The 15,078-nt window shown below is 63.2% G+C and carries 13 protein-coding genes; 7 read left to right on the top strand and 6 right to left on the bottom strand.

The features are described from left to right. Positions 1-14: 14 nt before the first annotated feature. The gene (locus JQ628_RS15700; protein WP_212223513.1) at positions 15-2,369 is read right to left on the bottom strand and encodes an FG-GAP-like repeat-containing protein; all 2,355 of its coding nucleotides are present in this window, start codon (positions 2,367-2,369) and stop codon (positions 15-17) included. A 419-nt stretch (positions 2,370-2,788) separates the two neighbouring features. On the opposite strand from JQ628_RS15700, the gene JQ628_RS15695 reads away from it, so the two are divergent. The 3 genes from JQ628_RS15695 to JQ628_RS15685 all read left to right on the top strand — a co-directional run bounded on the left by JQ628_RS15695 (position 2,789) and on the right by JQ628_RS15685 (position 5,503). Beyond that, positions 2,789-3,040 carry a hypothetical protein gene (locus JQ628_RS15695; RefSeq protein WP_212223511.1) on the top strand — a complete coding sequence of 84 codons (252 nt, stop codon included), beginning with the start codon at positions 2,789-2,791 and terminating at the stop codon, positions 3,038-3,040. A 344-nt stretch (positions 3,041-3,384) separates the two neighbouring features. Then, the gene (locus JQ628_RS15690) at positions 3,385-4,608 is read left to right on the top strand and encodes an extensin family protein (RefSeq protein WP_212223509.1); all 1,224 of its coding nucleotides are present in this window, start codon (positions 3,385-3,387) and stop codon (positions 4,606-4,608) included. Between the two features lie 109 nt (positions 4,609-4,717). Next, positions 4,718-5,503 carry a hypothetical protein gene (locus tag JQ628_RS15685; protein WP_212223507.1) on the top strand — a complete coding sequence of 262 codons (786 nt, stop codon included), beginning with the start codon at positions 4,718-4,720 and terminating at the stop codon, positions 5,501-5,503. A gap of 233 nt (positions 5,504-5,736) precedes the next feature. Here JQ628_RS15685 and JQ628_RS15680 read toward each other — a convergent pair whose 3' ends face one another. The 3 genes from JQ628_RS15680 to JQ628_RS15670 are packed head-to-tail and all read right to left on the bottom strand — an operon-like array spanning position 5,737 to position 10,018. Next, positions 5,737-6,648 (bottom strand): FAD binding domain-containing protein, encoded by a 912-nt coding sequence (locus tag JQ628_RS15680; protein WP_212223506.1) that lies wholly within the window; start codon positions 6,646-6,648, stop codon positions 5,737-5,739. Beyond that, the gene (locus JQ628_RS15675; protein ID WP_212223505.1) at positions 6,645-9,332 is read right to left on the bottom strand and encodes a molybdopterin-dependent oxidoreductase; all 2,688 of its coding nucleotides are present in this window, start codon (positions 9,330-9,332) and stop codon (positions 6,645-6,647) included. Before JQ628_RS15675 ends, JQ628_RS15680 begins: the two co-directional genes overlap by 4 nt. Next, positions 9,329-10,018, bottom strand: coding sequence for a TetR/AcrR family transcriptional regulator (locus JQ628_RS15670; protein ID WP_212223504.1), 690 nt, complete (start codon positions 10,016-10,018; stop codon positions 9,329-9,331). The genes JQ628_RS15675 and JQ628_RS15670 overlap by 4 nt, the downstream gene beginning before the upstream one ends. 342 nt (positions 10,019-10,360) lie before the next feature. Here JQ628_RS15670 and JQ628_RS15665 point away from each other — a divergent pair, with 342 nt between their 5' ends. Continuing rightward, positions 10,361-10,702, top strand: a complete 342-nt coding sequence (locus JQ628_RS15665) for a hypothetical protein (protein ID WP_212223503.1) — start codon at positions 10,361-10,363, stop codon at positions 10,700-10,702. A 76-nt stretch (positions 10,703-10,778) separates the two neighbouring features. Continuing rightward, a complete protein-coding gene (locus tag JQ628_RS15660; protein ID WP_212223502.1) occupies positions 10,779-11,519 on the top strand; it encodes a hypothetical protein in 741 nt (246 codons plus the stop codon). 492 nt (positions 11,520-12,011) lie between these two features. Here the strand turns inward: JQ628_RS15660 and JQ628_RS15655 are convergent, their stop codons facing one another. Next, entirely contained in the window at positions 12,012-12,191 is a 180-nt protein-coding gene (locus JQ628_RS15655) for a hypothetical protein (RefSeq protein ID WP_212223501.1), read from the bottom strand. 324 nt (positions 12,192-12,515) lie between these two features. On the opposite strand from JQ628_RS15655, the gene JQ628_RS15650 reads away from it, so the two are divergent. Together JQ628_RS15650 and JQ628_RS15645 are read left to right on the top strand one after the other, a co-directional pair. Further along, positions 12,516-12,743 carry a hypothetical protein gene (locus tag JQ628_RS15650; RefSeq protein ID WP_212223500.1) on the top strand — a complete coding sequence of 76 codons (228 nt, stop codon included), beginning with the start codon at positions 12,516-12,518 and terminating at the stop codon, positions 12,741-12,743. A 409-nt stretch (positions 12,744-13,152) separates the two neighbouring features. Beyond that, complete coding sequence (locus tag JQ628_RS15645) at positions 13,153-14,184, top strand: patatin-like phospholipase family protein (protein WP_433996139.1); 1,032 nt, start codon at positions 13,153-13,155, stop codon at positions 14,182-14,184. Positions 14,185-14,346: 162 nt separating this feature from the next. Here the strand turns inward: JQ628_RS15645 and JQ628_RS15640 are convergent, their stop codons facing one another. Then, positions 14,347-14,535, bottom strand: a complete 189-nt coding sequence (locus JQ628_RS15640) for a hypothetical protein (protein WP_212223496.1) — start codon at positions 14,533-14,535, stop codon at positions 14,347-14,349. Positions 14,536-15,078: the final 543 nt, after the last annotated feature.

Raw genomic sequence — 15,078 nt, 5'->3', positions numbered from 1 at the left:
AGCAAAATGATCAGCTAGGCCATGACGTGCCAGTTGGCCGGCACCACGCCGAGCGACGGGGCGCTGGTGATCGCTCCATCGTCCATTTCCCAGATCTGAGTCACGCCGTTGGTCGTGTTACGCCAGAGAATGTCGGCATTGCTGTCGCCGGTGTAGTCCGCGATATCCTCGACCTGGAAATTGGCGGGGATCGACCCGAGCGATCGGGTGCTCTGGATCGTGAAGTTGTCCATGTTCCAGATCTGGGTCACGCCGGTGCTGTCGTTGCGCCAGAGGAAGTCGCTCTTGCCGTCGCCGTTGAAGTCGGCGATGCCCTCGATCTTGAAGTTCGCCGTGATGACTCCAAGCGACTGGGCGTTCGCGATGTTTCCGTTATCCATGTTCCAGACCTGGAGCTCGCCGGAACTGCTGTTGCGCCATACGAGGTCGGTCTTGAGGTCGCCGTTGAAGTCGCCGGAGCCTTCGAATCTCCAGACCGCAGGCATCACCCCGAGATTTTGCGCGCTCAGGATCGTGCCGTTGTTGTTCATGTCCCAGATCTGGGTCACGCCGGTGCTGTCGTTGCGCCAAAGAATATCGCTCATGCCATCGGCATTGAAATCGCCGGTGTCGAGGACCTTCCAGGCCAACGGAACCACGCCGAGCGAGTGCGCATCCAGAATGGTGCCATTGTTCATATGCCAGATCTGGGCGATGCCGGTGCTTTCATTGCGCCAGAGCAGGTCCTCCTTGCCGTCGGCGTTGAAATCACCGGTGCCGGCTATCGTCCACGGCGCGGGCACGTTTCCCAGGTTGCCGGTGCCGGCAAGGGTGCCGCCGTTCATGTTCCATATTTGAGTCGTGCCGGCATCGTTGCGCCAGAGAATGTCGCTGAAGCCGTCGGCGTTGAAGTCCCTTTCGGGGCCAACGAGCGCCGCAGTCGCAATCGTGCGGTCGGAGAACTGGAAGAATTCAACGCTGTTCACCGTATCGGTGCCGTCGTCAAAGCTGCTGCTGGCGGCGCCAAGCTTGTCGGTAATCGTAAAGATCTTCGAAACGGCATTGTAAGCGAAGAGATAATCGGCTTCATTGCCGCCAAATATGACCGTGTCGCTTCCGCTGCCACCTGCAAGCAAGTCGTCGCCACCAGCGGCCACAAAAAAGTCGTTGCCGCCGCCGCCGTTCATCACGTCGCTCAAACCGTCACCAATGATGTTGTCGCTGGCGCCGTCGCCCGTCTGAGTTCGCGTCAGGTTCGTGACGCTATAGCGTATCGAGCCATCGCCACCGCTGTCGGCGAACGTACTCGACCGCACGAATACCACCTTGCCCTGATCGAGCGCGACCAGCTCGGCCTCGGTCACATTGACGGCACTATCAAATTCCGAGCCGGCGATCGCCGCGCCTGAGGAGGTGAAGGCCTTCTGAAAACCGCTTCCCGTGGCAGCATCCGACCAGCCGACGACGATGTAGCCGTTGTCAAGCTGCGTAAGGGCCGGATTGTTCTGATTGCCGGCAGTGATGGTCTGGTTGACTCTCACAAAGCCCGATCGCGCAGTCCCATCGGCGTTGAAGATCGCAAGCGTGATCTCAGTGCCGTCAACGCCCCAGCCGTTGTCGGTATAGGCGACGGCAAAGCCGCCGTCCTTGAGCCCGATCACCTGGATATCCGAGTTGATGGTTCCGACATTGTCGATCAGGACCGAGCTGGCATCCACCGACGCTCCCGATGAGCTAAAGCGCTGGAAGCGGACCTGCTGACTGCCTCCCCCGGCTGGCTCCTCCTGCCAGACGACCACGAAATTGCCGTTCGTCAGCCCGGCGACCGACGAAAAGTCCGTGCTCTCGGCGCCGAATTGAATGGCGATAGTACCTCCCACGGCGCCAGCGTCATTCATGATCTGGGCGCGGATATCATTGTTGCCGCCGGCGAAGACGCGCGTCCATGTCACGACGTAGTTGCCATTGGCGAGCGCGGCGACATCAGCCGAACGGTCGACGCTGTCGTTGCTCGAAATAACGATGTCGCTTCCCGTGGGCGAGCCGGAGGTGTTGATGAGGCGTGCGTGAATATCTCCACCTGCATCGACGCTCGTGTCGGTGAAGGCGAATACAACGCGGCCGTCGTTCAGCCGCGCGCCGGCCGGATCGGTCTGAGTATTGGTTGTGGTTGCGTTGGCGACAAACTCGCTGGCGATTGGTGTATCGGCCGAGCTGAAGACGCGCGCCCTGACATTGCCCGGCGGGAACGCATCGTTCCACGCCGCTGCCCATCCGCCATCGCCAAAGGGGACGGCAGCCACCGAGTTCTGCGCCCCGCCCGTGACGACATCATTGACGAAGCCGCCAAATACGACGCCGGTCCAATTATAGGTAATCGTTACGGCCATGTTCTTCTTCCTCTTGAAAACGGGTCGTTTCGCTGACACGACCAAAGGGACACAGCAAAAAGCAATACCGGGCGCGTTCAAGGAAACGATGTCACGCCGGCCATCAATAAACCGCTGCACCCGGCGGGTTCAGCGGTTGCGCCAATTCTATTGCGTAGCTTCATGAGTTGAAAAGCAAAAACCGCCTCGTCACGATCTCCGCGATTGGTCCGCCAGCGATGAGGAATTGGGCAGGCCGGCACGTCGCGGCCGCAATGACACGGCCCAACGAGCAACCGCGCGAAACGCAGCGTGCGTGAGCTTGGTTGATCAGCCATCCGCTTCGCGACGACGTCCTTCGGCGTCCACCTGAGATCGATTACACCCACAATGCGAGCGGATTATCCGCCTTTGAGGCGGTCCCATCGTCGGAGCTCACAATGGAATCGCGGAAAGAAACCCGGCTGATCGGATTGAGTTTGGCAGGAGCGTATGTCGTCTGCTGGCCGCGGCAAGTTAGCTTAGCAAGACATCGCGCCAACGCGTTGCCTGGGCGCGACTACAATACCGATGGCACGGTGGCGACGTTCTCGCTCGCCGGCGCCTTCGAGGCCGAATTTTCCAACGTCACACAGTCTTACGCCGGCTTACGCCGGCAAGGGCGTCGCGCGCTATTCGTGGTGAAGACATGAAAACGCCCGGCGATCATTTCAATCGCCGGGCCATCATTCATCCAAGTCTTTCGGAGTGGATCGCCTAGAACACGCCGAGCACCACGGCTCCGACGAAGGCGAGGGCGACATAGGCGGTAACAACGCTCAGTCTGCTGACGAAAGTCATGGGAGAACTCCCCTGGTTCACGTCGTCGCTGCCCGCATTTAACGCACAAGGCTAACAGCGCGTTCCCGGCGAAAAAAGTCAGGTTCCCTGTCGCTCCGGGATGTCCACAGGGCGGGAGCACCGCCCAACGTGGTTAAAGAGTCGTAAAATCAACGCGTTGAAGAGTCTTTAAATAAATTCGCGCGAAGTTGCGCGCATGACGCGTGGAGTTCGTTTGTATCTCGTCGGCTCCTTCGTCCTTGTATCGCTGGCAGGCTGCGGGCGCGGATTTTTTTCCGCCGAGCGCGAGCCGTGGCGGGCCGAGGCCGAGGTGGCGTGCCTGAAATCCGGCGCGGTCAAGGAAAGCCTTGAGATTGTTCGGGTCGAGCCGATTTCCGGCCCCGGCGTGTGCGGTGCGCAATATCCGCTGAAGGTCGCAGCGCTCGGCGAAAGCAGCAGCAGTTTCGGCTTTGCCGATGAACAACTCCGCCCGCCCGCTTCCATCGGCAACCAGCCGCGCTGGCCGGTGCAGCGGCAGCAGGCTGCGCCGCCGCCGACCTATTCGAATTCCTATCCGGCCAATACCTATTCCAACGGCGCTGCACCCCAGCCGGGTTATGGCGCGCCGCAGTCGGGACCGATCTCGCTCGCAGCGCCCGGCGTCGCGCAGCAGGGCGATGACATCGATCTTCCATCCGAGGGCACGCCCGATTACCGGCAGCCGGCCGGCCGCTCACCTTATATGGGTGCGCCGTCCTATCCCGCGCGCGAGCGAAATCCCGCGCCGTATTCCGAACGGCAGGACACGCAGCCGCTGCCGGCGCTCGGCCCCGGCCGCGGCAATCCCGTTGCATCGGTCGGCCCGGTCTCGATCAAGCCGACCGCGACGCTGGCGTGTCCGATCGTGTCGATGCTCGACCGCTGGCTCGCCGAGTCCGTGCAGCCGGCGGCACAGCGCTGGTTCGGCTCGCGCGTGGTCGAGATCAAGCAGATCTCCGCCTATTCCTGCCGCGGCATGAACGGCAATGCGCATGCGCATATTTCCGAGCACGCCTTCGGCAACGCGCTCGATATCGCCGGCTTCACGCTCGCCGACGGCCGCAAGGTCACCGTCAAGAACGGCTGGCGCGGCATGCCGGAAGAGCAGGGTTTCCTGCGCGACATCCAGGGCGGCGCCTGCCAGATGTTCAACACCGTGCTGGCGCCGGGCTCCAACGTCTATCACTATGATCATTTCCATTTCGACCTGATGCGTCGCTCGAGCGGCCGCGTCATTTGCCAGCCCGCCGCCGTCTCCGGCGATGCGGTTGCCTCACGCGCCGGCGGACGCAACCCCTACGCCTCGCGCGATTCCTGGATCACCGGCGCGCTCGGCGGCAAGTCGGTGACGCACCGCCACAAGGGCAAGGTCAACGAGGAAGACGAGTTGGTGGACGAGTGAGAGGCGGTCGCGCCGCCCGAACAAGTCCAGATTTCCCGCTCGTCATAACGATCTATAATCCCACTGCCTGATTCCTGATCACCCTATTGCAATGGGAGGCCGATCCAAAATGCCTTCCGGCCAAAATTCGAAGTGGCGCATCGGGATCGCGTTCGCTGTCCTGATCGCTGCACTTGCGGCGGGCGCTTACTTCGTTGCCGATCTCGGCAAGCTACAGGAAAACATTTCCGCGGGCGAAAGCCGGCAGGCGGTGCAGGACATCACCGATGTCAGCCAGATCGAGGCGGTTTCCAGAAAATACGGCTCGAGCAAACTCCTTCAGGTGATCGCGATGGCCACCAGGGCAGCGGCCGAAACCGGCACTGCCACCGAAAAGCTCATGAGCGAAGTCGCGCCGCCTGCCGCTGCAAGGGAATTCAATTTCGGCGCGGCAAGCCGGGCCGATCTGGAGGCGCTTCGCCGCGACATCAAGACGGCGCAGGCCAATGCGGCGGCGTTCATGCCGCGCTTTGCCGAACTGCTCAAGCGCGAGCGCGACGCCGTCAGGACCAACGCGCTCTGGTCTCTCAAGGAAGATGCGGTGGCCGGCCTGCTCGACAACATCGACAAGCGGCACGCCGACATGACGGCCGTGATGTCCAGATTGCTGGCAGCGCGCGGTGACTTTTATCGGGCCTACGATGATTTTGTCGCTGTGCTGATCGACGAGTTCGGCAAGTACAAGGTCGTCGACGGTCAGCTCGTCTTCCCGTCCCAGCGGACTCTTGCTCGCTACAACGTCGCGGCTAATGCCATGCTATCAGCGAAGAACCGGGTCACCGGGGTAGACGCGGAACGCAAGACGGCGATCAAGTCGGGGCAGGAGAGGTGGTTGCAATTTGTGAAGGGGCAGTGACGAACGCACTTGTCGCAACAAACCAGGCGTCATCGCCCGCCAACGGGTCGCGCGAACGCGCGCCCGATGACAGGCTCCGGCGGGCGATCCAGTATTCCAGAGGCAGTAGTGATAGAGCCGATGGGCCGCGGCGTACTGGATGCCCCGCCGGAGCTTGTCATCCGGCCGGCCGAAAGGCCGGACCGGGTGGCCGGGCATGACGAATCTTGGTTTGTGAAAACAGCGTCGCTGGATTAACTCGCCAGCCGCTCCACCAAATCCTTCACCAGCCCGCTTAGCAGATCGAGCTTGTAGCCCGTCATCGGCAGCGGCTTGGCGCCCGATGTCGCGAGCTTCGCAGCTTCCGCAATCGTCGCGGCGTCTGCCGGCTTGCCCTGTAATGCAGCTTCACTCGCCGCCAGCCGCAGCGGCCGAGGCGCGATGCCGCCGGCGGCGAGGCGGATGAACTGGAATGCGCCGTCCTTCACCACAGCGCGGGCGCAGACCTCCGCCAGCGGCCATTCCGCATGCGTGCGGCTGATGGCGCGCTTGTAGAGTGCGCGCTCGCTCTGCTGCGGCGGCGGCAGCGCGATGCTGCGGATCATCTCGCCCGGTCGCAGCGCGTGATCGGCCGAGCCGTCGGAGCCATCGCCCAATAGTTCTCCAATCGTGAGCGCACTGCGCTGGTCAGTCGCAACGCGCGCATCATAGGCGAGCAGCGCCGCCGCCATCGTGGAGGGATGCGGCGCGACGCAGGGGCCGAGATCGAACGCGACGCCATAGAGATGATTGCCATCCCGCGCCGGGCAATCCGCTCCGCTCTTCTTGAGGCAATCGATGTGCGGATTGCGAAAATACCAGCAGCGCGAGCGCTGCGCGAGATTGCCGCCGAGCGTGGCGAGGTGACGGACCTGCGGCGTTGCAAGTCCAAGCGCGGAAGCCGCCAGACCGGGATAGGCGGCGGCGATCCGCTCGTTGCTGGCGAGCGCGGCGATGGTGACGAACGCGCCGATGCGCGCTGCGCCGCCCGCGCCCCATTCGATATCAGTCAGTTCGGGCCTTGCTGCGATATCGACCAGCGGCCCGCGTGAAACGCCGCTACGGCGGCGCTCGGAAAGATCGGTGCCGGCGGCGCGGAATTCGGCTGTAGCTGTCGCCATGCTCATGCTGCGTCCCTCCCTTTCAATGCCGCGATCAGGCGATCGGGCCGGATCGGCGCCTCCATCGGTCGCACGCCGATGGCGTTGTAGATCGCGTTCGCGATCGCCGGCGATGTCGGCACGGTCGCGACTTCGCCGATGCCGACGCTGCCGCCCATCACGTGATCGAAGCCGCCTTCGTCAAAGTGCACGTCGATCTCCGGCGTGTCGGCGATCCCCGGAATGCGGTAATCCTCCATGCCGCCGGACAGGATGTCGCCGCGCGCCGGATCGGTCTCGCGCGCTTCATAGAGCGCATAGCCGATGCCTTGAATGACCGAGCCGGCCGCCTGGCTGCGCGCCAGCGCGGGGGCCGCGATCTTTCCGACCGCAATCCCGGTGTGCACGCTCACGACGCGCACATGCCCGAGCCAAGTGTCGACCTCGACCTCCACCACCTGCACCGAGCTAGGCACGCCGGCGCCGATCGCGAGGTTGGAGAAGCGCCGCATCATCCAGCCGAAGATGATGCCGATGAAGCCGGCGTCCCGCATCGGCGAGCGGATGCCGGGCAGCGTCGGCTTCGAATCTTCCGGCCGTACGCCGGAGGCGGAAAGATCGGGCGAAGCCGCCAGCAATTCGCGCCACGGCGCGTTCGAGCCCGGCGCCGGCTGTCGCTTCACGTTTTCCCGGATCGCATCCTTCAATTTCTGCACCGCGAGCAGCGTCGGCGGAATCACCGAAGCGGTGGTGCGGCTGCCGCCCGCGCCGGGTCCCTCCGGCAGATCGGAATCGCCGATGCGCACCTCGACTTCATGCGGCTCGAGCCCGAATTCCTGCGCTACGGTGTTGGCGATCACCGTGCGACTGCCCTGGCCGATATCCTGCGTCGACGTGCTCGCGATCAGCCGGCCGTTCTTCACCGCCACCTCGATCTTCGAACCGGGCTGCCAGATGTAGAGCCAGTAGCCGGTGGCGACGCCCACGCCGCGTCGGTAGCGTCCGCTCTGCGCGCCCGCGTTCCTGTTGCGCCAGACATCGAGGCCCAGCGCCCAGTCATACAGCCGCTGCCGGTTCGGATTGGGATCCCATCGCTTGCGCAAGCCAATCGGATCGACCTTCATCCGGATCGCGGCCTCGTCGATCGCCTGCTCCAGTGCAAAGGCCATCGGCGGCCCGCCGGGCCCGCGGAACGGCGCGCCGGGCGGCAGGTTGCTGATGACGTCGAAATCGCTGAGCTCCTTGGCTTCCGCCGGATAGATCAGCCGCGCCAGCCCCGCGAGGATCGAATTGGTCGCCGCGCCCGTATCGGCATAGGCGGTGAACGAGATCGCCTTGAGCGCTCCTTCCGGCGAGGGCAGCAGAGCAATCTGCATTTCGGCGGCGGGACGATAGCCCGCGACCGAAAGTTCTTCATGCCGGTCGTACACGACGCGAACCGGCGCTTTTGCGGCGCGCGCCAGCTCGATGGCCACCACCGTCTCCATGCCAAAGCTGCTCTTCGAGCCAAAGCCGCCGCCGACGTGATTGGCGATCACGCGCACCTTGTCGTGGCCGAGCTTGTAGCGTTTGACGATCAGCTCCTTCAGATGGAACACCGCCTGCGTCGACACGTGCACCGTGAGGCGGTCGCCGTCGAAGCGCGCCACCGCCGCATGCGGCTCGAGACACGAATGTTGCTGCGTGGCGGTGCGGAACGTGCCCTCGACCAGCAGCGGGTCGCGCGCCTGGCGTGCATCGCCGACCCAGCCTCGCGCTTTCTTCGCTCTGGTCGAGAACGCCGCCGACGGCCCGCGCAGATTGCCCTTCCAGGGCGCCGGCCCGCCGGCGCCTTCGGAAACATTGCCCGCCCGCTTGCGGCTCGCCTTGTCGAATACGACAGGCGCATCTTCCTTTCGCGCGGCGTCCAGCCCGATCACCGACGGCATCTTTTCGATCGTGAATTTGATCGCTGCTATCGCCGCCAGCGCGGTCTTGCGGTCCCTGGCCGCCACCGCCGCGATGGGATCGCCGACAAAGCGCACCATCCGGTCGTCGCCGAGCAGCGTCACGGCGGCGCTCACGCCCGGCAGCGCCAGCGCAGGCGAAAGATCGAGGCCGTCGATGCGGCCATGCGCGACCGGCGAACGCAGGATCACGCCTTCGAGCTGGCCATCATGCCTGATATCGACGGTGTATTTTGCCGCGCCCGTCACCTTGTCGCGCGCTTCGACGCGCGGCGGCTGGATGTCGCGGCCGTCGAACTGGCCGGCGCAAGCGGCCGCCACCGCATTGAAGATGCCGTCATAGGCGCCGCAGCGGCACAGATGCCCCGACAGCGCCGCGGCGATTTCTTCGCGCGAGGGCGTAGCCGTGCCCTTTGCCGCGCGCCAGCGGTCGCAGAATGCCGCAGCCTCCACGACAAAGCCGGGCGTGCAGAAGCCGCATTGCAGCGCGTCGTACGCCATGAAGGCTTTCTGCATCGGATGCAGCGCGCCGCCGCCGATGCCCTCGACCGTCGTCACCGCCTTGTTCGCGGCCGCGCTTGCCGGCATCAGGCAGCTCACCACCGGTGCGCCGTCGACCAGCACGGTGCAGGCGCCGCACACGCCGGCTCCGCACACCAGCTTGCTGCCGGTGAGATCGAGATCGCCCCGCACGACGTCGATCAGCAATGCATCGGGATCGTCGGGCAGGGGAGCGGCGCGTCCGTTGATCGTCATGGTACTCATCTGCGACCTCCTGGCGTTTTGCTGGGTGGTTTGCTGCGGACAGATTTTTTCGCGACAGCCTTTTTGCCGGCGAATTTGGCCGGACGCGATTTCGAGGGTGGCGCAAGCGCGCCGGCAACCAGCGTGCGCACCATGATCTCGAGGTCGCGCAGGAAGCTTTCGACCGGCTGCATGCCGGGATTGGCGGTCTTGGCGCCGTGCATTGCCATCTCGACGCAGCGCGCCAGTTCAGCAGCGCTCATGCCGGGCGCCAGTGCAAGCCTTTGCTTGCGGCATACCCGCCCGATCGTTTCCGCGATCCGCGCGGCATAGAGCGCACCATACTTCTGATAGAGGTCGCGCGCCTGTAGCAGATGTTCGGAGAACAATTCTTCGATGTGCGGCGAGCCGTCGAACGAACCGAGCAAATGCCTCATCCGCGCTGCGATCCCGGCGATCAGCACGTCCGCAAGAGCGCGGCCGTCCTTCTCCGCCGCGTTCACGGCCGCAAGCTCCGCGGCGAGCGCGCTCTCATGCACATGCTCGATCACCGCGCGGAACAGTGCTTCCTTGGATTCGAAGTGATGGTACAGCGCCTGCCGCGTCAGCCCGGCGGCCTCCGCCGTCTGCTCGATCGACGAACGGCGAAAGCCGTGCCGGCGGAACACCAGCATGGCGGCATCGATGATGCGGTCGCGCGGCCTCATTTGACGAAATTGACAAAACAAGACGAAGTGTCAAATGACGGTTTCGTGTAGGGCGCGCTGCTCGGCCTGCATGGTTCGAGACGCCCGCTTTGCGGGCTCCTCACCATGAGGGTCTGTTATGTCGCCGCAAATCGAGACCTCGTCCTGAGGAGCGCGCATCGCGCGCGTCTCGAAGGATGGCCGCAATCGCTAAACGCTGACCAAATGCGATAAGCCACGCCATAAACAGGGAGAGGGAAGGCAGCTCAGTTCGCTTGCGCCCGCGCTTCACCGATATTTCATTTGGCGATAGGAACCGCACGCCACTCCCCGATTTGTATCGCGACACGGCCGGAGCCGAATATGCCAGCCCGCAAGTCACCGGCAACCGTGCCCTATGGCGCGGACCAGACCATCTATCTCGTCGTCGACAGCTTTGGCTCGCGCGAGGAGGTCTATCGCGAGGCGGAGTTCGAGCGCGCCGAGCTCGAGCGGGTGATTGCCGACATGCTGGACGGGGTATTCAACAACCCGGTCGGCGTGATCGCCTACAACACGCTGGAGCACTGGACCGAGGATGTCTCGGTGGCGGTCGCCGCCGAAATCCAGTCGCGCTGCGACATGGAAGGCCAGCCGGTGCCGGAGCACGTTGCGGATTTCGTCAAGTCGCACAACGGGCTTGCCCGCCGGCCGGCGTTCGCCTGACGCCACCATCGACATGCCGGATTTCCGCGTCTAAGTTCGATTCGTAAAAACCTTTCACGGACCCCGAATTCGCAAGATGCGCCTCTGCCGGCAGGCCCTCGTCCTGGCAATCATCCTCGCAACACCGGCAGTCAGCCCGTCATACGGCGGTCCGCTTGCGCCGCACACTTTCGATCTTCCGCGCGCTTCCGTCATCGCGATCGCCGGCGACAGGCAGCAGAGCTACGACATCGACCTGATCGTGACGATGTCGGGCCGCTGCACGACCTTGAAGATCGCCGGCCGCGATCTGCCGTGCCGCGCCGTAAAATATTTTCACAGCCGGGCAGGGCGCGCTTATTTCACCATCGCGATCGACGATCCCCTGGACAGGAGCCACATCGTTTCGTTCTCCGGCGAGGATGCAAGGCGCGAGGGCGACAGCTTTTACGAACTCTCGATCGACCAGATGCTGCTCAATTCCAGCGAGCGGCCGAAGGTCGACGGATTGCGCGTGCCGCTGGCCGAGCCCTCCAGCGGGACGTGCAAGCAGATCGGCACGCTCGCGACCGGGATGATCTCGAAGGTCACGTGCCTCGCCACCGACCGGGCCGGCAGGAAGTACGAATTGCAGTTCGATTCCGACAACCAGCCGGTGAGGATCCAGCGTGTCAGCCAGGAGCCGCTGGAAGCGGCAAGGCGGCGCGCGCATTTGCGCGGATTGCAGGAATGCCGCCGCCGCGCCGTGCAGGCGAAAGTGCTGCCGCGCGATGCTTCCTCCTTCATCATCCAGTGTCTGGAAGAGAGCGGGCAGAAGCCGTCGGACGACCCGCAGTAGAACACGCCGCCGTCGGTGTCCTGGAGCATGATCTGGAAAAGTGGATACCGGTTTTCCCTGCGACAAACGCGAAGCGTTTGCGCGGAGATCATGCTCAAACAAAAAGATAGAGCGGGATGACGATTCGAAGAAAAGTCATCCTGCGCTAGGGGCCATCCTTCTCCAGATAGGTCCGGTGCAGCCGGACCGGTAACTTGCTGCCATCCAACAGCACGTCAAAGCTCGATCCGATCGCGTGGACGATCAGTCCGGTCCTCGCCATTTTCGGACTGCGCTCCCGGCCCAGTGCCGATAGCCTGACGCGATCACCGACTTGCAGGGATGGAATTTCGGGAAGTTTGGTCACGGCAATAAATCAAGTGCGATGCAATGAAGGCATCCTGACCGATCCGCGGTGTCCGTTCAATGGCCTGCAAGGGATAGAGGGGTCATGCGCCCGCGGCTATTTGGCTCCCCGTTGCGCAGGGATGGCGAGACCGCGCGATCGTTCGATCAGATCTCGCGCTTCATGAATTGTCCGATTCGAATCCCTCCCCTCCAGAGTTCGATGGCGTGACCGTCGACCAGTTGCCGCGCATATTCCTTCGCCGTGTCGTCGTCGGGGCAAAGGAGCTGCACCGATCTCAGCACGCTGCCGTCGTCATTCATCAGACACGCCCGGTACTCCGGCATCTTCATCTCCTCAGCGAGTCCCAAATGGCAACCGCCGGGCGCAAGCTCTCGTTCCTCGGCAAATCGGCGTTTGGGCCGGGAACAAGTGGCAAGCCGCCGCGTTATGGTTCGGCCGTGCCTGCCCCGGCGACACTTTAAATCCCCCGTACGCAAGGGGCCCTGGAGCCGCATCCGGGGCCCCTTGTTTTATGCGGCGTCGTCGTTCGATTTTGTTCCCTGTGCCGCTCTGCCGCGAGCGCGCGTACGCGCTTCGCCCGCGCATGGCTGAACGCTGACGGCATCGGGCGAAAAGGAACGCAGCACTGCAACCGGCGTTGCCGTGACATGGACGAGCCGCTTCCGATCCTGATGGAAAGTTCGATGATGATCGCCTGGGATTACCTGGAGCGGACAGGCGAGCTCGGCGATCCCGATATTGCCAGCCGGGTGCTGATGGATTCGATCGAAGGCCTGGTTCGCAAGGGCGAGCGTCGAAAGCTCATGCTGTCGAACAAGGCGATCGATGCCTACAAGCGCTATCGCGCCGATCACGCTCTGGCGTTGGTTTCATAGGACAGAACCGGTCTTGCAATGCTCAAGGGTGGTGGAGAGGATCGTTCGTCGTGCCCCGCCTGCCGCAGGCGGCTGACTGAAATTCTGGTTTTCCCGGAAACCGGTATCGGAGGCGCGCCGGTCCGATTTGAGATTTGCATGCGCTGTCAGGCGGACCTGCTCGAAACCTTGCGCCGGCACACTTACCGCAGTGGATCCGGCCAGCGGCATTAGTTCGACGTCCGATTTCCCGGGAGAAGGACATACGCGGCGCAATCTGCTGCCTCATGGTTGCGTCACACGATTGCTTGATGCGGCATGAGGCCGCCGATCCCGCACTTTCAACACGCTGGCTCGCCATGCCAATAATGGCCTGCCTCTGGCGAGCGGACCTTGCCATTGTGTGCGTGCGGATCAGCAGGGTTTTCGGATTTTGGCTTCTTCCAACCAGGTCAGGACGGTCAACCTCGCGCTTCAGGGCGGCGGCGCGCATGGCGCCTTCACCTGGGGCGTGCTCGACCGGTTGCTGGACGAAGAGAACCTGGCCTTCGAGGGATTGAGCGCGACCAGCGCCGGCGCGATGAACGCTGCGGCTTTCGCCTATGGGCTTGCGGTCGACGGGCGGGAAGGGGCGCGCACGGCGCTTGCCGGCTACTGGAAGCGCGTCAGCGATGCGGCCAGATTGGGTCCGCTACAGCCGACTCCCTTTGACCGGATGCTGGCGGACCACAAGCTGGCATGGTCGCCGATCTTCTCCGTCATCGGCTTCGTCACGCGGGTGCTGTCGCCCTATCAGTTCAATCCGACAAACTACAACCCGCTGCGCAATGTGGTCGAGCAGTCGATCGATTTCGAGGTGCTGCGGCGGACAGACTGTCCGGTAAAACTGTTCTTGTCGGCGACCAATGTCCGCACCGGCAAGGTGAAGGTTTTTGCCGGAAAGGAGATTACGGCCGACGCCGTGATGGCCTCGGCGTGCCTGCCCAACATGTTTCATGCGGTGGAGATCGACGGCGAAGCCTATTGGGACGGCGGCTATATGGGAAACCCCGCGATCTTCCCGCTGATCTACGGCTGCGATAGCGCCGATGTCGTCATCGTCCACATCAATCCGCTGTACCGCGAAGAGGTGCCGCGCAGCGCGGAAGACATCCTCAACCGCATCAACGAGATCAGCTTCAACTCATCCTTGATGCGGGAAATGCGCGCGATCAGCTTCGTGACCAGGCTCGTCACGCAAAAGCGCGTCGTTGATGACGGACTCAAGCACGTGCTGATCCACAGCATCGCCGACGACGCCTTCATGGGCGCGCTCGCTCCCACCAGCAAGTACAATGCCGATTGGGATTTTCTGATCTTCCTGCGCGATCAGGGCCGCAAATGCGCGGGCGAGTGGCTTGCGCAAAATTTTGCAAAGCTCGGCGTCGAGTCGTCGGTGGACGCAGAGAAGGTCTATCTATGACGAAATGCGCGTCGGGCCGCGCGGCGGCCCGACGATACTAGAGCATGATCCGGAAAAGTGGGCACCGGTTTTCCCTGCGACAAACGCGAAGCGTTTGCGCGGAGATCATGCTCAAACAAAAAGATAGAGTGCGATGACGATTCGAAGAAACGTCATCGCGCACTAGTGGGACGCAGCTAGGCGAAGGCTGTGGTTCGGCGCGCAGGTCGTGAACACCAGGGCCGAGGTGCTGCAACTCCATTCGGTTCCTGAGGCATCCGACAGCACGGTCGGCGGCGTCGTCCGGACCGGAAGCAGCACGGCCGTGCCCGCGAGCGCGGCGAATGCAAGCAGAAGCAATGCACGTTTCATGTCAATGATTCCTGGATTTCCTGCCCGGAGATATAGGCCCAGTGGCCGGGTTTCCATGTGATCGAGATCACAAGCGTGTGGGGAAAAATAGCGGCGGCCGGCGCCACAATTCACCCGTCGGGCAAAGCCCAATTCTGATTATCAGAATCAATGTCAAGCCCCTTTAGTAAAAATATTCCGCTGGCCAAATTCGGCAAATCAGAATTATAACGGCGGCACCTCATCCCCGAGGAGGGGCGTTGGCCATCGCCACCAAACGCTGGGATGGGATGCGGTGGACGCGGGCGGCGTGCTTGACGAAGCGCTGTCCGCGTACGGCGAAGTCGTGTGGTCCTGGCGCCGCGACGCTGGCGCTAAACCTTGCGGAACTTTCCGCGAGGCGATGGTGACAACAAGCCCGCTCACCAGGGAGAGCGCGATATAAGCCGTAAAGCCATTGCGCAGGGGATGTCGGAGTGTTCTCCGCTCACCTGTATGCTCGTGTGCATTTTTTTGTTGCGCAAGCAGCGCACACGAGACCGCGGGTGCAGCGCGCACCCGGCA

Origin of the sequence: Bradyrhizobium lablabi (assembly GCF_018129385.1) — a bacterium.
Lineage (GTDB): Bacteria > Pseudomonadota > Alphaproteobacteria > Rhizobiales > Xanthobacteraceae > Bradyrhizobium > Bradyrhizobium lablabi_C.
Note: the sequence above shows the minus strand (reverse complement) of the source record. Positions and strands in the feature narration are given on the sequence as shown.